Below are 26,318 nucleotides of genomic sequence, written 5' to 3' on the forward strand. Positions count from 1 at the left end.
CTGGGGTTTAATGTAGGGTTGTTAGCCGCGTTATACGGTTGGGTTACCATCCGCAGGCTTTGAAGTTTGCTGCTGAGATGGGGTATTGTGACGGTTATTATTACCGCTATTCTTATCTCCTTCCCAACCTGCCGGTTGACGTACTGTTGTACGATTCATCAGATCATCAATCTGAGGAGCATCAATGGTTTCATACTTCATCAATGCATCTTTCATTGAATGAAGAATATCCATATTATCCATCAGAATCTGACGCGCACGTAAATAGTTACGATCGATGATGGCCTTCACTTCCTGATCGATTAAACGCGCGGTGTCTTCAGACATATGTTTTGCCTTGGCAACCGAACGACCGAGGAAAACTTCACCCTCTTCTTCCGCATACAGCAATGGCCCCAGTTTTTCTGAGAAGCCCCACTGTGTCACCATGTTACGCGCAATAGATGTCGCCACTTTAATATCGTTAGAGGCACCGGTAGAAACATTATCTACACCATAGATAATTTCTTCCGCTAACCGTCCACCGTATAAAGTTGAAATTTGGCTTTCCAATTTCTGACGGCTTGCACTGATCTGATCGCCCTCTGGTAAGAAGAACGTCACACCCAACGCACGGCCACGCGGTATAATCGTAACTTTATGTACAGGATCATGTTCTGGAACCAAGCGTCCAATAATGGCATGTCCTGCTTCATGGTATGCGGTGGATTCTTTCTGTTCCTCCGTCATAACCATTGAACGGCGTTCTGCACCCATCATGATCTTATCTTTGGCTTTTTCGAACTCAACCATAGAAACAACACGCTTGTTACCGCGAGCGGCAAACAAAGCAGCTTCATTCACAAGGTTAGCCAAATCCGCACCAGAGAAACCTGGTGTACCACGAGCAATGACCGATGCATCAATATCAGTATCCAGCGGAATGCGGCGCATGTGAACTTTCAGGATTTGCTCACGGCCACGAACATCTGGCAGGCCAACAACAACCTGGCGGTCAAAACGACCAGGGCGTAACAGAGCTGGATCGAGAACATCAGGACGGTTAGTCGCTGCGATAACAATAATGCCTTCGTTACCTTCAAAGCCATCCATTTCAACCAGCATTTGGTTCAGTGTCTGCTCACGTTCATCATGCCCGCCACCCAGACCAGCGCCACGCTGACGACCGACTGCATCAATTTCGTCAATAAAGATGATGCACGGTGCAGCTTTTTTAGCCTGTTCAAACATATCACGAACACGGGAAGCACCAACACCAACGAACATTTCAACGAAATCAGAACCAGAGATAGTAAAGAAAGGAACTTTCGCTTCGCCAGCAATAGCTTTCGCCAGCAATGTTTTACCCGTACCTGGAGGGCCAACCATCAAGATACCTTTCGGGATCTTACCTCCGAGTTTTTGGAAACGGCCAGGTTCACGCAGATACTCAACCAATTCGCCCACTTCTTCTTTTGCTTCATCGCAACCAGCAACATCGGCAAACGTGGTTTTAATCTGATCTTCCGTCAACATACGGGCTTTGCTTTTACCAAAAGACATCGCCCCTTTACCGCCACCGCCTTGCATTTGGCGCATAAAGAAAATCCAAACACCAATAAGCAGTAACATTGGGAACCATGAAATAAAGAGGGTCGCCAACAGGCCTTGTTGTTCTGGTGGTTCGCCAACAACTTTTATCTGCTTATTGAGTAGGGTATCCAGCAACTTTTCATCCTGAATTGGCATATAAGTGCTGTATTTTCCACTGTTGTCCTTCTTAGTGAAATCAATGTCACGACCCGAAATACGTACTTCGCTTACTTGATTCTGCGATATCTCATTGATGAATTTAGAGTAGTCTACCCTACGACCACTAGAATCGCCGGGACCAAAACTCTGGAACAATAACATCAAGACAACTGCGATGACTAACCAGAGAATCAGGTTTTTCGCCATGTCACTCAAGGGATTAACCTCATATTACAACTGTGTTAACAAATAGTAGTCAGGGTACTATACTTTCCGCCCTGTCGCTACAATGTATACTTCACGTGATCGTGCCCGCGAAGATTCTGGCTTACGAACTTTTACCTTCGCAAAAAGGGAGCGCATTTCCCTCAGGTATTCATCAAAGCCCTCTCCCTGAAATACTTTGACAATAAAACTACCCCCAGGGGCCAGCACATCACGACACATATCCAACGCTAACTCAACCAGATACATGGATCGGGGAATATCGACCGCGGGGGTTCCACTCATATTAGGAGCCATATCCGACATGACGACCTGGACTTTATTATCACCAACTCTCTCAAGTAATGTTTTCAATACCAGCTCATCACGAAAGTCTCCTTGAAGGAAATCGACTCCAACTATCGGATCCATCGGTAAAAGATCGCAAGCAATAACTCGCCCGCTATTACCAATCTGACTCACTACATACTGAGACCATCCACCTGGAGCAGCACCTAAATCAACAACGGTCATGCCCGGTTTAAAGATTTTGTCGCTTTGCTGTATCTCATCAAGTTTAAACCAAGCGCGAGAGCGAAGCCCTTTTTTCTGCGCCTGGAGAACATATTTATCACTAAAATGTTCCTGTAACCAGCGACTTGAGCTTGCTGAGCGTTTTTTATTGGCCATTGTTCTTTCCAACTCTACTAATAAGGCGCCTTATTTTTTTGCGTTCTCTTATCAAACCACACCACACTTTTATGGTGATAGATATGAGATGGCGGTAGAATATATCGTTTTCAATCCCAACTAAGCAAAAAAACGATGACTCTTAACAAAAAACAAGTCCAATACCTGAAAAGTCTCGCTCATTCATTAAAGCCTGTCGTAATGATCGGCAACAATGGGTTGACCGAAGGCGTGTTGGCTGAAATCGAACAAACTCTTTCGCATCACGAGCTTATCAAAGTCAAAGTTGCAGGCGAAGACCGCGAAATAAAAACTTTGATCGCTGAAGCGATTGTTCGTGAAACGGGTGCACATAACGTGCAAATCATTGGCAAAATGTTAGTGCTCTACCGTCCATCGGAAGAACGCAAGATTAGTCTACCTAAATAATCACGGCATATTTATACAAAAGTGCCATATTAATTTATTTACTGTGATAAAAAAGGCCAAAAACTGGCCTTTTTCTTTGAAAATGGTGTATTAAACATAATCCACGTTCAAAACTTCGAATTCCACTTGACCGCCAGGCGTGGAGATGACAACAACATCATCTACTTCTTTACCAATCAGGCCACGGGCAATCGGTGAATTCACTGAAAGAAGATTTTCTTTAATATTGGCTTCATCATCACCGACGATACGGTAGGTCTGTTCTTCATCAGAATCCAGGTTCAATACCGTTACCGTTGCCCCAAAAATCACTCGGCCATTGTTGGTCACCTTCGTGACATCAATCACCTGTGCATTGGAAAGTTTAGCCTCAATTTCCTGAATACGGCCTTCACAGAAACCCTGCTGCTCACGAGCGGCATGATATTCCGCATTTTCTTTCAAATCACCGTGCTCACGCGCCTCAGCGATTGCGGCAATAATTTGAGGCCGACGTACATTTTTCAAATGTTCTAATTCTTCGCGCAATTTATCCGCGCCACGTACCGTCATCGGAATTTGTTTCATTTATTCAACCTCTAAATTAATCCTAAGCCCAAACAACATCTTCCTGATTTTTTGTAATAACAGCACAATGAGCACACCTTATCAGGCAGGCTTATAGATACTTAATAAAAAGAAGTGTAATTCAGCACAATCTGAAGTCCACAGGCATACTTACCTGTCAATCTATCATTCTAACGTAGAGTTGATGATGGATCATCGTTTACTTTGCCTTTAAACAGCACCTTAGTATCATTAATACAAATATTCATGGAATACATCACTTTCATATGCGAGATCTATGGCTCTTTTAAAAATTCCCAGCAGAATAGCTTTTATGCTCAGCTTGAGTCTGAGTATTTTCAGTGCAAATGCCTCTTCTGATATCTCTTCTATTGAGAAAAGTGCCCAATATTTGCCTACAGGGGCTAATTTTTCATTTATTGCCCAAGCTGTTGGGGAAAAAAATCCCTTAGTTGATTATCACGGGCAACAAATGGCTTTACCTGCCAGTACGCAGAAAATTGTGACAGCATTAGCAGCGCTATTACAGCTTGGTAAGGATTACCGTTTTATAACAACCCTGGAAAGTGATGCGAATCTTTCAGATGGCGTACTAGAAGGTAACTTAACGGCGCGTTTTGTCGGTGATCCTATGCTGACACGTTCACAACTGCGCACTATGATCGAAGCCCTAAAACAATCTGGTATAAAACAGATTGATGGAGATCTTGTCATCGATATTTCGATTTTTTCCAGCCACGATAAAGCGCCAGGCTGGATATGGAACGATATGACTCAATGTTTCAGTGCCCCTCCGTCAGCAGCAATCGTGGATAAGAACTGCTTTTCTGTTTCACTCTACAGCGCAGAACAACCTGGCGAACTGGCATTTGTCCGTGTGCCTTCTTTTTATCCTGTTAATGTACTGAGTGAAGTCAAAACCTTGGCTAAGGGTTCACCAGAAGCGAAGTATTGTGAATTTGATGTTACATCGGGTGATTTAAATCGATATACCCTCACAGGCTGCCTGACACAACGCAATGAACCACTACCATTGGCTTTTGCTATCCAGAATGGGCCTGGTTATGCTGGCAAGCTCCTGAAGAATGAACTGAATATTGCAGGTATTGAGTTAAAAGGCCATATCCGGCTCCAGTCGGCGCCCAAACAACCAGAAAAGATCCTCGCCGTAAATCAATCTGTGCCATTAAATAAGATGCTCGAAATCATGTTGAAAAAATCAGATAACATGATTGCAGATACCCTTTTTCGTACCCTCGGCCACCGCTATTTCAATGTGCCAGGAACATGGCGGGCAGGTTCCGATGCAGTTCGCCAGATTCTGAAACAAAAAGCCGGTATTAATTTGGGCAATACTGTCATGGTGGATGGTTCCGGCCTTTCACGCCACAATCTAATCGCCCCCACAACCATGATGGAGATATTGCAATTTATTGCTCAGCACAATGATGAACTGGACTTCATCTCCATGTTACCCAAAGCGGGATATGATGGCACATTGGCTTATCGCCCTGGTCTGCATGAAGCGGGGCTTGATGGTAAAGTCTTTGCCAAAACCGGATCATTACAAGGCGTTTATAACCTCGCAGGGTTTATGACTGCTGCGAGTGGACAACAAATTGCTTTTGTCCAGTTTGTCTCTGCATACTCTGTTCCGCCAGAAGATCAACGAGCCCGTCGTGTTCCGTTATCGCGTTTTGAGCACTATTTATATAAATCGTTATATCAAAGTCACTGAGCTGGCTCAGTGATTAAGAACAGCTTGACAAAAAAGAAAAAAGGGCACCAATAGAGCGCCCTTTTGTTATATTCGAACGACCACGTGAAGATTAGCGTTTATAAATAAACTCTACGCCTTCGTCATCTTCTTCGTCCCAGTCATCATCCCAATCTTCGTCGTCAGATGCTTGCTGTAACTGCTCTTTATGGTAGTCATCCCACATAAATTCAACTTTTTCAGGTTGAGACTCTTCCGACGTTTCCATACTACGAGGCTGCGTCTTCATGAACTCCATAATGTCCCAGCAAAGCTCTTTCACGCCCTGGCGATTCACGGCTGAGATCATGTAATAATCGCCTTCCCAACCCAATTTATCAGCAATCGCTTTTGCCCGCTGCTTAGCGTCTTCTGAATCAATGAGATCAACTTTGTTAAAGACTAACCAGCGTGGTTTTTCTGCCAGTTTTTCACTGTAGTTGTGCAGCTCTTTGATAATGATACGGGCGTTTTCAACCGGATCAGATTCGTCGATCGGGCAGAGGTCGATCAAATGCAGCAATACGCGGCAACGTTCCAAATGCTTCAAGAAACGAATACCCAATCCAGCGCCTTCTGATGCACCTTCAATCAGACCAGGGATATCTGCGACGACAAAACTTTGTTCGTTATCCATACGCACAACGCCCAGGCTTGGCACCAAGGTTGTAAATGGATAATCAGCGACTTTCGGTTTTGCTGCCGATACAGCACGAATAAAGGTGGATTTGCCTGCATTTGGCATCCCCAGCATTCCCACATCAGCCAGCAGCATCAATTCCAACATCAGCTCACGACTTTCTCCGGGAGTTCCCATCGTTCTTTGACGAGGAGCACGGTTCACCGAAGATTTAAAACGGGTATTGCCAAGGCCGTGGAAGCCTCCTTTTGCCACCATAAAACGCTGTTCATGGCGCAGCATATCCCCAAGCACTTCGCCCGTGGCAATATCACGTACACGAGTTCCGACCGGAACCTTAATAGTAATATCCTGCCCACGTTTACCCGTACAATCGCGGCTTTGTCCATTCTGACCACGTTCAGCACGGAAGGATTTTTCAAAACGGTAATCAATTAGTGTATTGAGGTTTTCATCTGCCAGAAGGTAGACATCACCGCCATCACCACCATCGCCGCCGTCCGGCCCACCTTTTGGAATATATTTCTCACGACGGAAGCTGACGCAACCATTGCCACCATCTCCCGCTACAACCAGAATCCTGGCTTCATCTACAAATTTCATCACTTTTCTCCGTAGGATAGCCACTGTAAAGCTGGATGGCAGCTAGTACCCAGAGATGGCGTAATCCAAAATAATAAAAAGCCCCGCAACACACATTGCAGGGCTTCTGATTCGATCAAGATACAAAAAACTTATTCAGCTTCGATGCTGATAAATTTACGGTTTTTTGAACCTTTAACTTCGAACTTAACTTTCCCGTCAGCTAATGCGAACAGGGTGTGGTCACGGCCACAACCTACGTTGTTGCCTGCGTGGAATTTAGTACCACGTTGACGAACGATGATGCTACCTGCCAAAACAGACTCACCACCAAAACGTTTTACACCCAGACGTTTGCTTTCAGAATCGCGACCGTTACGAGTCGAGCCGCCAGCCTTTTTGTGTGCCATTAATCTGCTCTCCTAAATCTTAAGCGATGCCAGTGATCTTAACATCGGTGAACCACTGACGGTGGCCCTGTTGCTTACGGCTGTGTTTACGACGACGAAACTTAACAATTTTAACTTTCTCGCCACGACCGTGAGCTACAACTTCAGCTTTAACTTTAACGCCTTCAACTACTGGAGCGCCGATTTTGATGTCTTCGCCGTTAGCGACCATCAGCACCTGGTCAAACTCAACAGTTTCACCTGTTGCGATGTCCAGCTTTTCCAAGCGAATTGTTTGGCCTTCGCTTACTCGGTGTTGTTTACCACCACTTTGGAAAACTGCGTACATATAAACTCCGCTTTCCGCGCACCCCCTAAAAATGCTTTCCAGAGCGCGCTATAAAATATTCACAATAGGGCGCGAATTCTACGCAAAAACCACTTGGAAGACAAGAGCAGAATTAGAACAGATGAGAAAAAAACAGAGTTTTTCAATTGTCATTTATTTGAACGGTTTTTCAAGTACAATCGATATATCTTGATATCTATTGATATGCTAATTAATGAGCACAGCTCTGAATCAGAGTCCAAAGCCAAAACATGAATTTAGAATCGATAATTAAACTCACCGCTGATGATATGGCAGCGGTTAATGAAACCATTCTTAACCAATTAAATTCTGACGTTGCGCTGATTAACCAACTTGGTTACTACATTATCAGCGGCGGTGGCAAGCGCATTCGGCCAATGATTGCCGTACTGGCAGGTAAAGCCCTTCACTGCCAAGACGCAAAACACATCAAAGTTGCTGCTTTGATTGAATTTATCCACACTGCAACGCTGCTGCATGACGATGTTGTTGATGAGTCTGATATGCGCCGTGGTAAGGCGACAGCCAACGCCATTTATGGTAATGCTGCCAGTGTTCTGGTAGGTGATTTTATCTATACACGCTCATTTCAAATGATGACCGATCTCGATTCCATGCGCGTATTAAAATTGATGTCTGACGCTACTAATGTCATTGCTGAAGGCGAGGTCATGCAGTTGATGAACTGCAATGATCCGAATATTTCGGAAGATGACTATATGCGAGTCATTTACAGTAAAACCGCTCGCCTGTTTGAAGTTGCTGCACATTCAGCCGCCATTCTCGCCAACGCCACTCCTGAGCAAGAAATAGCACTACGTGATTATGGTCGTTATCTAGGAACCGCATTTCAATTAATTGATGATCTGCTGGATTATGACTCAGATAACAGTACGCTTGGTAAGAATACAGGGGATGACTTGAACGAAGGCAAACCAACATTGCCTCTTTTGCACGCGATGAACCACGGAACACCGGAACAATCCGCTTTGATACGTGGTGCCATTGAACAAGGTAATGGCCGCCATTTGCTGGATACCGTCCTGGCAATGATGAAACAGTGTGGTTCACTCAAATATACCCGTCAGCGGGCAGAAGAAGAAGCTGATAAGGCAATTTCAGCATTGCAGGCACTGGAAGATTCTCCATACAAGGCGGCCCTTGAAGGATTGGCCCATGTCGCTGTACAGCGACTTTCCTGAACTAAAGCAATCAGTGCCCCAGATAATTCAATCCAGGGCGCTGTCTTTATTATCAATATTTTGAATACCGACATATTGGACAAGGCTGGCTAGCCCTTTTCTCAAAATAAATTTAACCATTCGTTCTCTTTCAGATTTACTCAACTGGTAATAAGCCTCTACCCAGATCATAAATGGATCTTGTCGCTTATTGCGATAGTATTCGACCGAATTTTCACTGACCGTCAGTACACTCACGACTTCTTCGGGCAAACTATTGACATTATATTCGAGCGCTTTTCCTTGTACGCCACGCTTACGGCGTTGTTCCCAGCCCTCGCGTCTTGCCATCAGATTGACGCCTTGGGGAGACGATGGCAGCCCTGCGAGGCCGATGAGTTCTTTTGCAGAATACCACTCTTTTTTCATCTCTTTCTCCTCGCTTGATACTGGAGCAGTGACGAGAAAGCCAAATTTTAAGCACCTGGCTTTTCAAAAGCTGTCTCAAGTAGCTATAATTTTTTCCAAAAAACTTCTTATGCCATCTCGTAATATCACTTCGGTAATGACCTCCTTCTCTTCCTCTGTGAGTAAATTAAATGCACTTATCCAAATGGATAAAGGATCTTGTTTCTGAACCTGATATTCCGTTGGTGTTTCATGAAGCTCCAGAGCTTCTAACGTTGATTTAGGAAAACAAGAGTAATGGTATTCAATCGCCCTTCCCTGGACACCTGACCGTTTTTGCCGCAACCACTCTTCACGTTTTGCCTTGGCATTAACTCCTTGTGGTGATCTAGGTAACTCACCTACACCGGTCAACTCCATTGCCGTATACCACTCTTTTTTCATAATGTTTCTCTATTTTTGTAACCAAGTTCAAAAAAGAAGTTATTAAGAAAAAATTAGAAACATTTTTAGAAAAAATAATGTTATTTTGTTTTCTTAATAACAGGTTCGTGTTCGTTATTAATTTCACATTAACGCTTTAGTTATACCACTAATGTGGCTTCTAATTTAATAGAAAAGGATTAAAAAAATGATTTCTATGAAATCGGATTGGCATCCTGCTGATATTATTGCCGCTTTACGTAAACGTGGAACGTCGCTGGCTGCCGTTTCTCGTGCGGCAGGACTGAGTTCATCTACTTTGGCGAATACACTTTCTCGCCCGTGGCCCAAGGGAGAATGGATAATAGCGAATTACTTAGAACTACATCCGTCTGAAATATGGCCAAGCCGCTATTTCGATCCCCATACAGGAGAACTATTGGAAAGAAAAGTTAGAGAAAAAAAGAATAATTAACTATCAATATAACTATTGAAAGAAAAACCGCTAGTTATTTCTAACTAGCGGTTTTAGTTATTTAATATATTTAACTTAATTCGTATATTAATAAATCATTAATAAATGAATTATCCGTTAATAAACTTCTCGCCTAATTCAATATCTTTCTTCAAAACATCCAGCATGTTATCCAATGCTTTCTGTTCGAAGTCACTCAACTTGCCAATGTCTAAACGTTCTTCGATACCATTTTTACCTAAGCGAACAGGTTGCGCAAAGAAACGGGCGTGTTTGCCATCGCCTTCAACATAGCTGCACTCAACAACATTGCTTTCGCCTTGCAAGCCACGGAGCAGCGACAGCCCCAAACGAGCCGCTGCTTGTCCCATAGACAGTGTTGCAGAGCCGCCACCCGCTTTCGCTTCAACAACCTCCGTACCCGCATTCTGGATACGCTTAGTCAATGCTTCAACTTCTTCATCAGTGAAGCTGACACCTGGAATTTGCGACAGCAGAGGCAGAATGGTCACACCAGAGTGCCCGCCAATAACAGGAACTTCTATTTCTTCTACTTTCTTGCCTTTCAACTCAGCAACAAAGGTGTTGGAACGAATGATATCCAGGGTTGTGACACCAAACAGGCGGTTCTTATCGTACACCCCTTCTTTTTTCAGTACTTCAGCAGCAATCGCTATAGTGGTATTGACGGGGTTGGTAATAATTCCAATTAATGCTTTTGGACAAGTTTTAGCAACCTGCTGAACCAGATTACGAATGATACCCGCATTGATATTGAACAAATCGGAGCGATCCATACCAGGTTTACGCGCAACACCCGCAGAAATCAATACGACATCTGCACCTACCAAGGCAGGGGTTGCATCTTCACCAGCAAAACCAGTGACTTTAACTTCCGTTGGGATATGGCTCAGATCGGTTGCCACGCCTGGGGTCACCGGAGCAATGTCATACAAGGAAAGTTCTGAACCTGAAGGAAGCTGGGTCTTGAGTAGAAGGGCAAGTGCCTGACCAATACCACCGGCTGCGCCGAGAACTGCAACTTTCATCCTGATACTCCTTAAATTAAGTACTGTAAACACTATGTATTAAAAACACTATGTATTAAAAACACCACGTATTAAAAACAATCTGTTAACAGCCAGATTATCCACTTAATAGCCTGATGATGGAACACCAAAGTTGTTTTATTCTAAACAAAATGCTTATCTGTTAATGAGATAATGGGCACTTTTTTAAGAATTATTTCAACCGTATTCTTCATCAATTAACTGATTACCTTACTCTTCCCTTTCAGGTCAAACAACACCATTTAATTAACAATGCATTTACTATGCTTAATCTGACGGAAAGAAAATGCACAGAAATTAAATGATAATAATCCTCAGATTATGCATAGGGAGATATTGGAAAATATACAATTATGCCCTGTATGTTCGTTTATTCTTCTCTTTCTTGAATAAAAATTCACTCTTTCGCATAATGTCCGCCTGATAACGGATTCAACGATGGTGAAATATGCGTGTTCCTTCGAAACAGGAAGATTTGGTAAAATCTTTCAAGGCATTATTGAAAGAAGAAAAATTCAGCTCTCAAGGTGAAATTGTTGCAGCACTTCAAGAGCTGGGGTTTGAAAATATCAACCAATCTAAAGTTTCCCGAATGCTGACGAAATTTGGTGCTGTCCGAACCCGTAATGCAAAGATGGAAATGGTTTATTGCTTACCCGCAGAATTGGGCGTTCCCACTGCCACCAGCCCATTAAAAAATTTGGTATTAGATGTCGATTATAATCACAGCATTGTCGTCATACGAACCAGCCCTGGTGCTGCACAGTTAATTGCCCGCCTATTAGATTCATTGGGAAAAGCAGAAGGGATCCTTGGCAGCATTGCAGGGGATGACACTATTTTTTCCACTCCAGCGCAAAACTTTACGACAAAACAACTTTACGAAGCAATTCTCCACTTGTTTGAACAGGAACTTTAATTTTTTCAGGTCTGCCGTATGCCAATCTAATCAAAATATGCGTATGGCAGACCGAAATATAAGAAAATATTGATTAATCCATGCTTATTTTTTTCTTCAATGCAGCCAGTAGTTTTTCGTGAATACCATCAAACCCACCATTACTCATAACCAGAATATGGTCACCTGGCTGGGCCGTTTCTACAATCACTTTAACCAAAGTATCAATATCCGCACTCCAACGAGCGGGCTGAATACACTGTTCGGCAATTTCAACCACCTGCCACGGAATATTGGTGGGTTGATAGAGAAAAACTTCATCGGCACGCCCCAAAGAAGGAGCAATATCATTTTTGCTCATTCCCAGTTTCATGGTATTCGAACGCGGTTCCAGTACGGCAAGAATGCGAGCCATGCCGCCCACTTTACTTCTCAACGCCTCCATTGTGGCTAAGATAGCCGTTGGGTGATGGGCAAAATCATCATATACTGTGATGCCATTAACTTCGCCGCGCAATTCAAGGCGACGACGGGCGTTAATAAATTGGCATAATGCCTGACAGGCATCCGCAGGTTGAACGCCCACATGATGGGCTGCCGCAATTGCGATCAAACCATTATGCATATTGTGTTCACCAACCAACGACCATTTCACTTCCCCAACCAGCTCCCCCTGATGGAATACCTGGTAGTGGCTGCTATCCTGACTAGCTTTCTTCGCCTGCCAATGACCACTTTCTCCGATTTGTTCCAATTCACTCCAACATCCCATTGAAAGCACCTGCTTCAAATTAATATCATTATCAGGAACAATGATCTTGCCGGTACTCGGCACAACCCTGACGAGATGGTGGAACTGTTTTTGAATAGCGCCCAAATTTTCGAAAATGTCGGCATGATCAAATTCAAGATTGTTCATGACCAGTGTGCGGGGACTGTAGTGGACAAATTTCGAACGCTTATCAAAGAAGGCGCAATCATATTCATCAGCTTCAATCACAAAAAATGGGCTTTCACCGATGTGTGCTGAAACTTCAAAATTCCCTGGCACACCACCAATCAGGAATCCTGGTTTATAGCCACACTCTTCCAAAATCCAGGCCACCATGCCCGCCGTCGTCGTTTTGCCGTGGGTTCCCGCGACAGCCAATACCCAACGCTCCGGCAATATATAATCATGCAACCATTGCGGACCAGAAGTATAAGGAATGCCACGATCTAGCACGGCTTCCACGCAGGGATTGCCACGTGTCATGGCATTACCAATGATCACCATATCTGGAGCAGGATCGAGCTGTGCCGGATCGTACCCTTGGATCAGCTCAATGCCCTGTTTTTCCAGCAAAGTGCTCATTGGGGGATATACATTGGCATCAGAGCCAGTCACTTCATGCCCCTGTGCGCGAGCGAGGATCGCCAGCCCACCCATGAAAGTACCGCAAATGCCAAGAATATGAATACGCATTTATTTCTACCTGATTCATGAACTGTATCACTATTTTAACCCTCAAATCAGAGATTAAAAATGCAATAACCTATGAATCATTGGATTCTTTAGCTAAACTGCCCGCGTCTAAGTGCGGCACATAAGTGCAACACATAAGTGAAGCACGCTTCCTAAAACCACAACCAATTCAAGGCCTTTGTCATGAAAACATTGGGCGAATTCATCGTCGAAAAGCAGCAAGATTTTCCGCATGCTACAGGTGAACTGACTGCACTACTGTCTGCCATAAAGTTAGGTGCCAAAATCATCCATAGAGATATCAATAAAGCCGGTCTGGTGGATATCTTAGGCACAAGTGGCGTATCTAATGTTCAGGGTGAAGTCCAGATGAAACTGGATTTGTATGCCAATGAAAAACTCAAGGCAGCACTGAAAGCACGCGGCGAAGTTGCAGGCATTGCTTCTGAAGAGGAAGACGACATCGTTATTTTTGATGGCGACCGAGCAGAAAATGCAAAGTATGTTGTTTTGATGGATCCACTGGATGGTTCTTCAAATATTGATGTAAACGTTTCCGTCGGGACTATTTTTTCAATTTATCATCGAATAACCCCGATCGGGCAACCTGTAACCGAAGAAGATTTCCTGCAACCGGGCAATCGGCAGGTTGCAGCAGGTTATGTGGTTTATGGCTCATCCACAATGCTGGTTTATACTACAGGCTGTGGTGTCCATACTTTTACTTATGATCCTTCCCTTGGTGTATTCTGTCTGACTCATGAGAAAGTCCAATTCCCAGAAAAGGGCAATATGTACTCTATCAATGAAGGGAACTACATCAAGTTCCCAATGGGCGTGAAAAAATACATCAAATATTGCCAGGAACAAGACGAAGCAACCCAGCGCCCTTACACAACCCGTTATATCGGTTCTCTGGTTGCCGATTTCCACCGCAATCTATTAAAAGGTGGGATCTATATCTACCCAAGTACGGCAAGCCATCCAACAGGCAAACTCCGCTTACTTTATGAGTGCAACCCAATCGCACTTCTGGCTGAGCAAGCCGGTGGTAAAGCCAGCGATGGAGCAAACCGTATTCTGGATATCGAGCCAAATAAGCTGCACCAACGAGTACCTTTTTTTGTCGGCACCAAATCTATGGTAGAAAAAGCCGAAAGTTTTATGGCGGAGTTTCCTGATCAATAAACAGTATTATTAAGCCATAATTTAAAGAGGTGGGTTTCCACCTCTTATTCCATTTATTTTTCAAACCACAGGCTTATTAAGCCTGCAACCTTTTACTTATATATTTCCACCGATACGTCATAGTCATTTCTGAAAAAAACACCTCTCTTGCATGAAAAACTTTTTGAAAAATGAAACCCAATTTCAGCGGAAATAAACTGATAACTTTTTGCTATCAATTGATAATCATTTTTCATTACGCATAACAATAAAAATTTTCCTAATGTATGTAGGTATGGGAAATATTATCTTTTTTATATTAATGAGATAGCTATACCCAATAAAACTGAAATTTGGAACATCAAAGATGTAACGCTAAAGCGCTGGCGACAGCCCATATTTTATGAGGAATTCATATATGGACTCGTATATAAATCATAAAGTTTTTCGGCTTTCTATTCTCATGTATTCGTTTTTTTTACCCTTTACTCCGACGAGTGCGCTTTCAGCGGGTGAAAATATTCAAGAGAATAGAATGTCCTTACTGGGATCAGAAAATGAAAAGAACACCAATCAGACGCAAAGTAAGCAAGCTACTCTCGATAAAGAAGCAGGAGTCATCGCACAGAATATTCATAGGGTGAGTAATATCTTATCCTCTTCCCCATCCCAATTAACTGAACAGGCAAGATCCTATGCCTTGGGGAAAATCAATGGTGCGATATCCACGGAAACGCAAAAATGGTTATCCAGATTTGGTACAGCCAATATTAATCTTTCCGTCGATAAAAAAGGAAAACTGGATAACAGCTCTCTGGATCTACTGTTACCCCTCTATGACAATAAAGCGGATTGGCTATTTTTCTCTCAGTTAGGCTATCGCCGACACGATAGCCGCAATACCCTAAACCTCGGTCTTGGTGGACGTTATTTCACTCCCAATTGGATGTATGGTTTAAATACCTTCCTTGACAATGATTTTACAGGACAACATCAACGGTTAGGTGCTGGCGCAGAAATCTGGACTGATTATATTAAATTGTCTGCCAACACTTACTGGCGTTTGAGCAAATGGCGCCAATCCCCTAAGGAACAGGAATATGAAGAACGGCCAGCCAACGGCTACGATATCAATGGTGAATTTTTCTTACCCGCTTATCCAAATCTTGGGGGTAAGTTGAGTTATGAACAGTATTTCGGCGATAACGTTGCCCTGTTCAATCGGAAAACCAAGCAAAAAGACCCTAACCTTGCCCGACTTGGCCTAAATTATACCCCGATTCCACTGATGACAATGGGTGTGGATTATAAACTCGGAAGCAGTGGACACAGTGAGACGCTTTTCCAGGCCAATCTGAATTATCGTTTTGGTATACCTTTTTTGGATCAAATTTCACCGAAGAGTGTTGCTGCTATGCGCACACTGACGGGAAGCCGTTATGACATCGTGCAAAGAAACAACCACATCGTACTGGATTACAAGAAAAAACCCGTGTTCAGCCTTGCCTTACCAAATACATTAAGCGGATATAGTGCCCAACATGTTCAAATCACCCCTAATATTACCGCTGAGCACAAATTGAAGAAGCTATCATGGCAGACTAATGAAGAGTTCCGTAAAAACGGGGGAGCTATCACACCTCATGGCAGATCTGTTGAACTTAACCTGCCGAAATATTCTGCCAAAGGGATAAACAGCTATACCTTGTCTGCTATTTCTGAAGCCACGGGCAGCAATAAGCCCATGACATCTTACATGAACTTGGTTGTTGAACCTTTTGCCATTAAAGACCAAAGCATAAAGCCAAGTGGCACAGGTTCTATAATTTCCAATGATAAACCGGCTTATGATCTGGCAGCCATAATCACCTATGGCAATAAAAACAATCCACCGATTAAAAACAAAGCAATATCGAACGTAAAATGGAGCATCGATCCACCAGATAAACATGCAACATTAATCTGGGACTCCACAGGCATGACTAATGATGTAGGCCAGTTAACTGCCGTGTTGAGCAGTACTCAACCGATTGATCCGAAAACAAAGATTTATCTGTCAATGGATGAGCAACCTAAATTAGAGATAAAAGGCGACAAGCCATTTAATTTCACTAATCTGAGTGATGCCATTCAGGCCAAAGATTTTGTGTTCGACCAAAAAGGACCTTATGAGGCAACGGAACACAAACCAATCATTGTGACTGCGACTGTATTTGATCTCAATGGCAATCCCATCAATAAAAAAATGGATATGAACTTACAATGGAGTACTGAGCCAGCTAATCTACCGGGATTATCGGTTAAGCCCGCGCCTGGCTATGAGAACTCCTCTGATCAAGAAGGTAAAATCAAGGCGATTGTAACCAGTACCCAGATAGTGAAAGGTGCTAAAGTTGAGGTATTGATTAATGACAAACATCAAAGCTTCTCTAAGCCACTCGATTTTGTCACACCAGAAAGCCTGAATTTTGCATTCGGTGCAATCTCGCAATCACCAGTGGGACCAATAGCCGCTGGTGGAAAAGAGCGCTATACCTATAAGGTGCCAGTCATTGACGCAGAAAGTAAACTCCCTCTTAAGAATCAGTCTCTTGTTAAACTTAAAGCGGAAATAATGAATGCTGCTTCTAATATCACTCCGCCTACAGAAGGAATTAAACTTGAGATTCCTACAAATCCAACTACCGATAACGAAGGTTATATAACTCTTTCTATGTCAAGTCTTGTCGGTATAGATGGACTTTATTTCAAACTAATGCCAGATACAGTCAGTGAAAATGATACAAATAGCATACAATCCGTACCGGTAAACTTCGATTCTGTTCCAGTACCAGTGGGAATTCTGATGGGTGCGAAAGGTTCAAATGTTACGAAATATATCGCTGAGCAGGAAAGGCCCTATAACGTACATGGAGATCTGGTTATTCAACTGGCGCAGGATGGAACGCAGTTGTATGATTACGCACCAATTAACAGCCCAGATGGTACGCCGACCGCAAGCGTTACATCAAGTATCAAATCTTCCAATCCTAACTTAGTGAAAGTAGATACACAAAACGGGGAAATAACATTCCCTTCAGCTAGTTTCTCCATTGAGCAATGGCCGGTAACAGTGACACTCACCAAAACAGCTATGGATACGGGAGTAAAATCTAGTTATTACTATACCTTCAACCCACGGAGATACCTACTTATCCCTGAATATCCTGATATGAATGGTTCGAATTCGAAAACTGTTCCCTCAATTGATGACGACCAAGTATGTGAGAATGTGCTGTGGAGCAAGAACAATATCAATCTCAATGGTCAGAACGCTGTCACACCGAATCTGACTGATATAGGCGCAACTCCGCAAACGACGACTCTGACGTCCATTAGTTATGAATATGACAAAGCGCATTTCCCCTACTTTGGATTGGAATATCTGCGGAATCGCACGGCGGGAACTAATATAGTGAAAATACATACTCAATCAGAGGAAGGACTTTATTATGGATATAACTACGATACAAGGGAAGCTAAAAAGGCAAGTCTCTCTGCTCCTTCGTCAATGCTCCTTTGTGTAATACGCGTTGATGGTTATGGACAAGTTTCGCCATATTAAACTACGCTTAATATAAATCAGCACAGACTCAATTAAACTTGGGTCTGTGCTTTTTTATTATGCTTTTAAGCCACCGCCAACCACCGAAAAATCCGAGGAATTTTGGCCTGTTTTGGCTATAATACCCCGCACTCCATTTTGGTTTAACATTGAAGGAAACCGTTTTATGAGCCTGAATAATGTACCGGCTGGCAAAGAGCTGCCTGAAGATATTTATGTCATCATTGAGATCCCAGCAAATGCCGATCCCATCAAATATGAAGTAGACAAAGAGTCTGGTGCCCTGTTTGTAGACCGTTTCATGTCAACCGCGATGTTCTACCCATGTAACTACGGCTACATCAACAATACCTTGTCTCTCGATGGTGACCCAGTTGACGTATTGGTACCAACACCCTACCCATTGCAGCCAGGTTCTGTGATCCGCTGCCGTCCAGTTGGTGTACTGAAAATGACTGACGAATCCGGTGAAGATGCAAAACTGGTCGCCGTTCCTCATACTAAACTGAGCAAAGAATACGATCACATCAAAGATGTGAACGATCTGCCAGAACTGCTGCGTGCCCAAATCACTCACTTCTTCGAGCACTACAAAGATCTGGAAAAAGGCAAGTGGGTTAAAGTTGAAGGCTGGGATAATGCTGAAGCCGCTAAAGCTGAGATCCTGTCTTCTTTCGAACGCGCTGCTAAAAAGTAATCCTGACAGGTAATTGCGGATTTTAATCCCAAAAAACCTCTGCCCCAACCAGGGACAGAGGTTTTTGTTTGTCTTTCGATTGTCTGACTTTTACTCTTCTTCATGGCGTTTAAGCCAGTCACCACAGGTTATCCGGTGCAACCCCTCAACAGGTAATTTGTAAAGGTAGATCCAGGCCTTGCCATACGGTGTTTCAATCAGTTCTCTTTCGTACTCCTGAGCATTTTTTTTCAACTCATCCAATTCTGTCAGGATGGATGGCGTAATACGATAAACTTCACATTCAATGGTTCCTTCGCCACGGACAACCGCCGGATAGTGTCCCAGATCATAAATTTCATAACCTGATAATCTGTGCTCTCCCAACAATTGGGCATCCGTCATCCAGTGATGATTGCCTTGTTTTCGCCTCAGGCTGCCATAAACAATAACTCGCATCTTTAAAACTCAAACTCATAGAGCAGATCTAAAGCCTGATCAATACCAGATACCGCTTCCAGATACAATCTTGGCATCACACGATAACGTAACGTCAACGTCGCTAAAGAGTCAAAAATACCCACACCATACTTCACTTGTAAGTCATTGGTAATTCTGCCACTGACAACTACCTGAGATTTATCACCCACACCCTGAGTATCTAAAGCCAAATCAGAGACGCCAAAAGTTTCCCCAATCTTACCGACTAATTGGCCACTCTGGGCAATCCCCAACCCAATCAGCATAGCCGCCATTTGCGAGTTGTCAGAATCCCCTTTTTCCAATCCTTCACCACGTAACAAGTAAGATAAGGCTTCCTGTTGTGATTTTACCGGATCAGAAAAAACTTCTACTTTCGGTTTATCTGCCAATCCGGTGACCCGCACCCCCGCGATGACTTTGTTCGCTGTCGATTCTGGATTACGGATAGCCTCAATGTTCAACAATGGCTGATCTGGCGGGCCAGAGAACATAATAGTTCCCTTACGCACTTGCAAATCTTGCCCATAAGCATGGAAATTCCCCTCCGGGATATCAATCTGACCATTCAGCCCCAACCCCTGCTTATCCTGAAGGACTTTCAAGTTTCCTTTAAGCTGCGCCTTCAAACCAAATGCACTCAGATGCACATCATTGCCAATATGAACATTTAAGTTACTTTGAATCAAAATAGGTGATTTTTTCTTCTCGATAGGCTGAAGATTGTTATTTAACATCACTTCATCAGCAGAAACACCTACCGCTGATTCCGGTAACTCCTGAACTGTAATACGTGCCCACGGGATATCCACATTACCGTCGAGTTTCAACAGGTTCGGTTTTGCTTCCAGCACCAAATTTGGGCTGACATCCACCTTTACCATCGGCGGAACAGTGACACGTAACTTATCACTATCGGCTGTCACTCTGGCGTACCATGCATCTAAGTTGCGCCAGTCAGCATAACCATTCAGGTTGAGTTGCCCCTTAGGTGTCCTAACCATGCCATGCAAATCAGAACTGGCGCCGGCAAAATGTACGGCTAACTGGCCTTGGGTAATATCGAATGGCAGCCAATGACTGCTCATTTGCAGGACATCAACGTTAAGTTGACCAAATAGCAGTGGATCTTTGGCATTGCCACCAATACGTAAATTCGCATTTAACCCTCCCTCTGCTTTTTCGCCTTTACCCAAAATGGGTTTAACTATCCCTAAGGAAAGTGCTTGAATATCGACATTACCCGCTAATTTTCGGCTACCTTCTAAATCAGCGACCTGCACATTGCCTTTTAACTGCCCATTGCCAGCCAATTTAAATAGCCATGCCAAATTAGCCTTGCCATCTGCCAGCCCTGCATGCAAGGTCAGCGTTTCAAAATTAATCGGTAATGTATTACCTTCCACAACCTGACGAACTTGTACCCCATTCCCTTGAAGAGCCACTTTTGCCTGAGGCAATCCCTGCCCTGCTGTCCATCTGATCTCCGCATTACCATTGAATAGCCCCTTAAGTTGGGTGCTTTTATCAAGGAATGGCTGGATCATAGCCAGATCAAAACGTTCAAGCACCACTTGTGCATGACCGCTGGTTCCTGCCTCAATAGGTTTTGAGATACAAAGATGCGCATTGGGATTAAGCCAGCAATGGGTTCCCACTATAGCCTTCTGCTGCAAGTTGAAATAATCAATGGCTATCGCCTTGCTTAAATGCCACTCACCGACAGGCGTATTAAAAGCAGTATTGTTGATACTGCCTTGCCAGTGCTCCTTTTGACGATCAAAGCTGCCCTTAAGTGCCAAGTGGCCTGATACCGGCGTTCCTTCTATTTTCAGTTGTAAATCATGCTTCCTTTCTGTGCCTTTTGCGTTGAGCGTCAGGCTCTTTATTGTTAAATCCGCCTGCTGCAATTGCCGCACAACAACCGATAACTGACCCTGAATCTGTTCAGCCGAACGTACATCGCCTTTGATCGCGGCACTATCCACTCTTAGCACATCCTGCCAACGTAACCCACGTGCATTCAAATCTGCCACGATTTGCGGGGCTTGCATATTGCCTCGCAATTTGACTTCACCCGTAACAAAGCCAGCCAAACCCGGCAGTAAGCCAGTTAATTGCGGTGCATTAATTTCACCATCGAGTTTCCACGCCTGATCCGTAAGCCGCCCTTGTGCATTCAACCTATTATGCCCAACGGTAAGATCGAATTGAGGAATATCCCACTGTCCAGCGGCGTTACCCGATACCTTGCCACGCGCTTTGATAGCATTCTGTTTTACATGACCATCAAGGGAAATTTCAGGGATCAGAAGCTGCCAGCTTCCTCCATACAGGCTGCCACGTACGGCTATTTTCCCCTCTACTCTGGCAGGCCATTCTGGCCACTGTTTGGCCGTATTGATGCCATCCAAAATGAGTCTGGCATTCCAACTAATGGCTTTACTCCAATCAACCACGCCGGCAATATCAGCGTTCCCTTGCAAGGCCGCCAAACGCAGGCGCGTTAATCTCAGCAATTCTTCATTACCTTTTGCGTCCAGCATCAACGATGCCGGCGGAAGATCGTTGCCCTTAATATCCGAGCGGAGGGAAAGAGCGTAGTGACTGGCTTGACCATTTAAGCGCAACTTGACGCCATCAAGCTGATATTCTGGTTTGCCTTTAAGTGGCCATTGCAGTTGCTGGCTTTTCAATGTCAGGCGAATAGGCAAGCCTGCTTTTGCCAATTCAGTCTGAGCATCCAAATTGGCAGCGACAGGGCCGGAAAGATCCAATGCGAGATTAAGCTGTTGTAACAACGCACCTTTTAACGTTAAATCAATCTGTTGCCCTTTTAAGTCCCCCAGACTGATATGATTTAAGTCATTGACCTTACCCTTAACCACCAGGTTAACTGGCCATTTTTCAGCTAGCTTTGCTGTCCCCCGTATCGCCAGTGAACCTTCCGGTGCCTGTACGCTTAACGTCTTTATTTCAACTGCCTGCCCATGATTGCTGGCCTGTAGCCGCAAATCGTTAATCTTGATATCGGTATCACCCGTCAACTGAAGCTGGCTACCGTGGATACCCTCCAGCGTGATATCAAGAGGAATAGGAACAGCAGGTAACTCCGCTAACAGAGGTTGGGCAAATAACGCCTTCAACGTTTCACCCAGAGGTTTTTCCACTTCGGGCTGCTGCTCAATTTTTTGCGCTGTACCGATTTTCTCAGATGTGCTTTTTGGCAATGCCACCCGCAATCTATTAATTTCCGCAGATTTTAATATCAGTCGTTTTTCCTGCCACTGGGCAGCCGTTTTAAACTCATTCAATGCAATAGCGATACCATCTACCTGCACATGAATATTTTTCAAAGAAAGCAAGTCCAATGAGATAGGGTACGGTGTTTGCAATTCAGTCAATGGTTTTGAGTCAGTAACAGGAGCCGATGGCGGAAGTTCGGCGGTATTCACCGCAACAGTGACCCCTTCTGTTGTCAATGCATTAACGCACACCTGACTGTGTTTCAGACAAGAGAGCCGGATAGAGAGATGCAAACTATCTGCATTAACATTAACCCCTGGCATCTGATATTTGACGCCTTTCAACGTTAAATCACGCCAACCTCCACTGACACTCGCAATATCCAATCCAGGTACCCAACGTGCCGCACTGTTGATCACCAAATGCAAACCAGTTTGAGTGCCAACCAGCCCGACAATTGTCATTAATAACAGGCCAACAATCAGCAGGAAAGCAATACTAACCCTTTTTGCCCACTTCATAGTTCGGCCCCTAAACCAATATGAAATTCAACATTATGACTATCTGGATCTCCAATTGGCATTGCCAAATCAAATTTTATCGGCCCTACCGGTGACGCCCAGCGCACGCCAATTCCTGCGCCAGTTTTAAAATTACTCTTTCTAATGTCATCCACCGCTTCACCAGAATCGACAAACAACGCACTCCACCAATTACCATAAACATTGTATTGATATTCCAACGAACCCACCGCCAGCTTTGATGCCCCGACTAATTTTCCCGCACTATCTTTCGGTGAGATTTTCTGGTACTTGTAACCACGAATACTGCGATCACCACCAGCAAAGAAGCGGAGATCCGGTGGCACCTTGTCGAATTCACTAGTCTCTATCCAACCCAAATCTGCTCGTACCACAAAACGGTGATTCTCCCGATACGTTCTTACCCAAACATGATGAGCCTGTAATACGAGAAAATCGACATTGGACTGCCAGTTTGTATCAGAAATATCAATCGAGTAACGCTGGCTATCTCCCCAATAAGGCATTGTGCCGCCACGCTGGCGAATACGGCTGAGACTAAATCCCGGATAAAGCAGCATAGTGGTATTTGTTACGTTAGCCTGAGTAAAGTGGCTAAGGCTCCAGCGCAGATTCATGCTGTACTGCCAACCCGTAAAACGATCCCAATTACGGGAAAGGTTCAAGGTTGCCGTATCCGAAATGGTATCGTTAATATCTTTACGCCTATAACCCGTTTGTAGCTGATAATATTCTTCCAGTGGGTTCACTTTAAGCGGCATTTTGTAGGATGCGTCAATGATTTGATCGCGTCTAGAAAGGTTAAGGCTGGTACTCAAACTGTGTCCACGGGAATTAAGCCACGGTTTTTTCCATTTAGCCTGAACACGAGGCCCGACATCCGTTCCATAACCTCCCCCCAATTCAACATAGTTGGCAGAACGAGGCACTAAGGATGCATTTAATGGTAATAACTTATCCTTACTCTCTCGCCCTGTTTTAAAATCGGGTACAACAACCGCAGAGTTGAACCATCCGGTATCCACCAAACGGCGGTTAAATTCGGCTAATTGTTCGGAGGAATAGTATTCGCCTGATTTGAAAGGAATCAGGTTATTCAAGTAAGTTTCACGAATTTGCGAACCATCGAATGTCACAGGGCCAAAACGATAGCGTTGCCCGCTATCGAAATCAAAATCCCAAATAGATTCGTGCAGATTTTTTGCTACCCCCAACTCACTTTTTTTCATGACGGCATCAAAATAGCCTTTCTTAACCGCCAGATTCGTCAATGAACTTTTAAAATCTTCATATTCGCTGTGGTTGAGTATGGCCCCGTCTTTTGGCATATTTTTTTTAATCAGGATGGCATAGTCTTTATCTGTTTTAGCGCCGCCTTCCAAATCAACATTCACTTTAGCCACTCGCACAGGTTCACCAAGCGTTACCTTTGCAGTTAAAACAGGACGGGAGGGGGGCGTATTCTCCTGATAGGTAAATTCAACGGTAGGCTCATAATATCCTAATGGACGAAGCCCTTGTCGTATCGCTTTCTCCACGCGCGCACGAAAACGGCCATCAGGAGAAACTTCATCGGTACTGATATTGGAAAGTTGCACTCTGGCATTTTTTTCTAATTCTCCAGAAAGACCTTCTAGTTTCAATCGTAAATTTGCACTATAAGCCGATGGAGTGACGATAAAGACACAAAGCGCACCTATGAGGGGATATCGTGACACTCGAACTCCTAATATTTATCTACCTGTTGAATAAAATTCAACAATATAAAAATGCCGTAATGAATTAATTCTGGTAAAGTTTTAACAATATACAAGCAACATATAATCATAAGACTTTGAATATACAGGAGGGAATCTTGCCAAATTCAGCCAATGAAAAACAACCTGTTTCTGCACCACATGCTATATCGGGTAGAGCCACTCCATTAACCGTATCACCCTACCATGTCATCACACAGCATGCGATAGAGAACATTCCTGAAAATATGGAAATTGCCTATGTAGGAATGGGATGTTTCTGGGGCGTGGAACGCCTTTTCTGGCAACAGGAAGGCATTTACACCACCTCCGTGGGTTACAGCGGCGGCACTACGCCAAACCCAACTTATGAAGAAGTGTGTACTGGATTAACGGGTCATGCAGAAGTGGTCAGGATCGTATTTGATCCAACCAAAATTACCTATTCGCAACTAGTTACCCTGTTCTGGGAAAATCACGATCCTGCCCAAGGTATGCGTCAACATGGTGATATTGGTACTCAATATCGCTCCGCTCTGTACACGGTTTCACCACAACAATATGAACAGGCCATTGCCAGCCGAGATCAATATCAGCAAGCGCTGGCACAAAATAACGACCAACGCACTATCACGACGGAAATTCGCGAAGCGGGGCCATTCTACTTCGCCGAGGATTATCACCAGCAATATCTCCACAAAAACCCTGAAGGGTATTGTGGCTTAGGGGGTACAGGGATCTGTTTCCCTCCGACACTTAGAAAATAGCTGATTAAGTTAGCCCAATGGTATGGCTGTTGGGCTAGCTACCTGAAATACGATCAATCAGCATCTGTCCTCCCAACCAGTAGCAAACCTTGGCCTGTGTTATAGTAATTGACCAAGAAATTGGGCGTTTCACCTTCTGCCGTTACTCGGCTGGGGCTAGAATAAGAACCCTCTCCCGATATGCTAATGCCTGCGGTGCCAATACCAATATTAAATTGAGTTATTGATAACACACGATCAAAAAACGGCCGCAAAGCCGTTTATTATACTAATGTTATATATTGATTTTATTACCATTAGTCGATGAGCAGTTACAAACAATCACCCTATTTCGGTCTGTAAGCGCAATACTTGCTGATTGACTTCACTCATTACATGGAAATGGCGTTTATCTTTGATTTTCGGGGGTAAAATCTTTCCATAATTGAATTCAAAAGCACCCATGTCCTTAATATATAACCGCCCACGAAATAGGGTTTTTACGTAGAGAGCAATTTTCACTGGGTTATAATGGCGAAAGATTTTCATCTCTGTTTTTTCCTCCCATGCTTCTTACGATACTATTCTATTGCGCTGCATAACATTATTAACTGCATAACTAGCCAGATGCATCGTAATTATGCCAACTGTATAGACTACGTATATAGAAATTTGTTCCCCTCAATATTAAGATTCAATCTCTGTTTTAATGTAACATCATGATATTAATAAGCATTATGTTATATTTCCCTTTTATTTACTTATATTTCACCTCAAATGTTATCAAGTTGTTTATTTTATTGAGGACAGACCAGTTAACAAGCGCTATGCTGAATATAACAT

General features: G+C 43.7%; 23 protein-coding genes. 9 read left to right on the forward strand and 14 right to left on the reverse strand.

The features are described 5' to 3' along the window. Nucleotides 1-30: 30 nt before the first annotated feature. Nucleotides 31-1,947: an ATP-dependent zinc metalloprotease FtsH gene (ftsH, locus tag ACE1SE_RS17130; protein ID WP_374051896.1), complete on the reverse strand. Its 1,917-nt coding sequence runs from the start codon at nt 1,945-1,947 to the stop codon at nt 31-33. A 48-nt stretch (nt 1,948-1,995) separates the two neighbouring features. Beyond that, a complete protein-coding gene (gene rlmE, locus ACE1SE_RS17135) occupies nt 1,996-2,625 on the reverse strand; it encodes a 23S rRNA (uridine(2552)-2'-O)-methyltransferase RlmE (RefSeq protein ID WP_374051897.1) in 630 nt (209 codons plus the stop codon). A gap of 135 nt (nt 2,626-2,760) precedes the next feature. Here rlmE and yhbY point away from each other — a divergent pair, with 135 nt between their 5' ends. Further along, entirely contained in the window at nt 2,761-3,054 is a 294-nt protein-coding gene (gene yhbY, locus ACE1SE_RS17140) for a ribosome assembly RNA-binding protein YhbY (protein ID WP_038218890.1), read from the forward strand. 90 nt (nt 3,055-3,144) lie between these two features. Here yhbY and greA read toward each other — a convergent pair whose 3' ends face one another. After that, nucleotides 3,145-3,621, reverse strand: a complete 477-nt coding sequence (greA, locus tag ACE1SE_RS17145) for a transcription elongation factor GreA (protein WP_374051898.1) — start codon at nt 3,619-3,621, stop codon at nt 3,145-3,147. Between the two features lie 277 nt (nt 3,622-3,898). Between greA and dacB the strand changes: the two genes are divergently transcribed. Beyond that, nucleotides 3,899-5,359 (forward strand): serine-type D-Ala-D-Ala carboxypeptidase, encoded by a 1,461-nt coding sequence (dacB, locus tag ACE1SE_RS17150; RefSeq protein ID WP_374051899.1) that lies wholly within the window; start codon nt 3,899-3,901, stop codon nt 5,357-5,359. 91 nt (nt 5,360-5,450) lie between these two features. Here the strand turns inward: dacB and cgtA are convergent, their stop codons facing one another. The 3 genes from cgtA to rplU form a co-directional block, all read right to left on the reverse strand. After that, nucleotides 5,451-6,620, reverse strand: coding sequence for an Obg family GTPase CgtA (cgtA, locus tag ACE1SE_RS17155; RefSeq protein WP_374051900.1), 1,170 nt, complete (start codon nt 6,618-6,620; stop codon nt 5,451-5,453). A 131-nt stretch (nt 6,621-6,751) separates the two neighbouring features. Then, complete coding sequence (rpmA, locus tag ACE1SE_RS17160; RefSeq protein WP_038237679.1) at nt 6,752-7,009, reverse strand: 50S ribosomal protein L27; 258 nt, start codon at nt 7,007-7,009, stop codon at nt 6,752-6,754. Between the two features lie 19 nt (nt 7,010-7,028). Further along, nucleotides 7,029-7,337: a 50S ribosomal protein L21 gene (rplU, locus tag ACE1SE_RS17165; protein WP_045968299.1), complete on the reverse strand. Its 309-nt coding sequence runs from the start codon at nt 7,335-7,337 to the stop codon at nt 7,029-7,031. 251 nt (nt 7,338-7,588) lie between these two features. Between rplU and ispB the strand changes: the two genes are divergently transcribed. After that, complete coding sequence (gene ispB / locus ACE1SE_RS17170; RefSeq protein WP_374051901.1) at nt 7,589-8,560, forward strand: octaprenyl diphosphate synthase; 972 nt, start codon at nt 7,589-7,591, stop codon at nt 8,558-8,560. 27 nt (nt 8,561-8,587) lie between these two features. Here the strand turns inward: ispB and ACE1SE_RS17175 are convergent, their stop codons facing one another. Both ACE1SE_RS17175 and ACE1SE_RS17180 read right to left on the reverse strand, forming a co-directional pair. Continuing rightward, the gene (locus tag ACE1SE_RS17175; protein WP_374051902.1) at nt 8,588-8,968 is read right to left on the reverse strand and encodes a DNA-binding protein; all 381 of its coding nucleotides are present in this window, start codon (nt 8,966-8,968) and stop codon (nt 8,588-8,590) included. Nucleotides 8,969-9,043: 75 nt separating this feature from the next. Beyond that, nucleotides 9,044-9,391: a DNA-binding protein gene (locus tag ACE1SE_RS17180; protein WP_374051903.1), complete on the reverse strand. Its 348-nt coding sequence runs from the start codon at nt 9,389-9,391 to the stop codon at nt 9,044-9,046. Between the two features lie 187 nt (nt 9,392-9,578). Between ACE1SE_RS17180 and ACE1SE_RS17185 the strand changes: the two genes are divergently transcribed. Then, nucleotides 9,579-9,845 (forward strand): helix-turn-helix domain-containing protein, encoded by a 267-nt coding sequence (locus tag ACE1SE_RS17185; protein WP_374051904.1) that lies wholly within the window; start codon nt 9,579-9,581, stop codon nt 9,843-9,845. A 110-nt stretch (nt 9,846-9,955) separates the two neighbouring features. Here ACE1SE_RS17185 and mdh read toward each other — a convergent pair whose 3' ends face one another. Beyond that, a complete protein-coding gene (gene mdh, locus ACE1SE_RS17190) occupies nt 9,956-10,894 on the reverse strand; it encodes a malate dehydrogenase (protein ID WP_374051905.1) in 939 nt (312 codons plus the stop codon). A gap of 469 nt (nt 10,895-11,363) precedes the next feature. Between mdh and argR the strand changes: the two genes are divergently transcribed. Then, a complete protein-coding gene (gene argR, locus ACE1SE_RS17195; RefSeq protein ID WP_374051906.1) occupies nt 11,364-11,834 on the forward strand; it encodes a transcriptional regulator ArgR in 471 nt (156 codons plus the stop codon). 73 nt (nt 11,835-11,907) lie between these two features. Here argR and mpl read toward each other — a convergent pair whose 3' ends face one another. Further along, entirely contained in the window at nt 11,908-13,278 is a 1,371-nt protein-coding gene (gene mpl, locus ACE1SE_RS17200) for a UDP-N-acetylmuramate:L-alanyl-gamma-D-glutamyl-meso-diaminopimelate ligase (protein ID WP_374051907.1), read from the reverse strand. Nucleotides 13,279-13,461: 183 nt separating this feature from the next. Between mpl and fbp the strand changes: the two genes are divergently transcribed. The 3 genes from fbp (at nt 13,462) to ppa (ending at nt 18,746) form a co-directional block, all read left to right on the forward strand. Continuing rightward, entirely contained in the window at nt 13,462-14,466 is a 1,005-nt protein-coding gene (gene fbp, locus ACE1SE_RS17205; RefSeq protein WP_374051908.1) for a class 1 fructose-bisphosphatase, read from the forward strand. A gap of 514 nt (nt 14,467-14,980) precedes the next feature. Continuing rightward, on the forward strand, nt 14,981-18,049 hold the full coding sequence (locus tag ACE1SE_RS17210; protein WP_374051909.1) for an inverse autotransporter beta domain-containing protein: 3,069 nt from the start codon (nt 14,981-14,983) through the stop codon (nt 18,047-18,049). Nucleotides 18,050-18,215: 166 nt separating this feature from the next. Then, nucleotides 18,216-18,746, forward strand: a complete 531-nt coding sequence (gene ppa / locus ACE1SE_RS17215) for an inorganic diphosphatase (RefSeq protein WP_074021048.1) — start codon at nt 18,216-18,218, stop codon at nt 18,744-18,746. Nucleotides 18,747-18,836: 90 nt separating this feature from the next. Here ppa and ACE1SE_RS17220 read toward each other — a convergent pair whose 3' ends face one another. The 3 genes from ACE1SE_RS17220 to tamA are packed head-to-tail and all read right to left on the reverse strand — an operon-like array spanning nt 18,837 to nt 24,711. Continuing rightward, nucleotides 18,837-19,184 (reverse strand): gamma-glutamylcyclotransferase family protein, encoded by a 348-nt coding sequence (locus ACE1SE_RS17220; RefSeq protein WP_374051910.1) that lies wholly within the window; start codon nt 19,182-19,184, stop codon nt 18,837-18,839. Nucleotides 19,185-19,186: 2 nt separating this feature from the next. Then, nucleotides 19,187-22,972 (reverse strand): autotransporter assembly complex protein TamB, encoded by a 3,786-nt coding sequence (gene tamB, locus ACE1SE_RS17225; RefSeq protein WP_374051911.1) that lies wholly within the window; start codon nt 22,970-22,972, stop codon nt 19,187-19,189. Next, nucleotides 22,969-24,711, reverse strand: a complete 1,743-nt coding sequence (gene tamA, locus ACE1SE_RS17230) for an autotransporter assembly complex protein TamA (RefSeq protein ID WP_374051912.1) — start codon at nt 24,709-24,711, stop codon at nt 22,969-22,971. The genes tamB and tamA overlap by 4 nt, the downstream gene beginning before the upstream one ends. Nucleotides 24,712-24,848: 137 nt before the next feature. Here tamA and msrA point away from each other — a divergent pair, with 137 nt between their 5' ends. Further along, nucleotides 24,849-25,496, forward strand: a complete 648-nt coding sequence (gene msrA / locus ACE1SE_RS17235; protein ID WP_374051913.1) for a peptide-methionine (S)-S-oxide reductase MsrA — start codon at nt 24,849-24,851, stop codon at nt 25,494-25,496. A gap of 321 nt (nt 25,497-25,817) precedes the next feature. Here msrA and ACE1SE_RS17240 read toward each other — a convergent pair whose 3' ends face one another. Beyond that, the gene (locus tag ACE1SE_RS17240; RefSeq protein ID WP_074021057.1) at nt 25,818-26,024 is read right to left on the reverse strand and encodes a stringent response modulator YtfK; all 207 of its coding nucleotides are present in this window, start codon (nt 26,022-26,024) and stop codon (nt 25,818-25,820) included. Between the last annotated feature and the right edge of the window lie 294 nt (nt 26,025-26,318).

Source organism: Xenorhabdus taiwanensis (genome assembly GCF_036512875.1).
Lineage (GTDB): Bacteria > Pseudomonadota > Gammaproteobacteria > Enterobacterales > Enterobacteriaceae > Xenorhabdus > Xenorhabdus taiwanensis.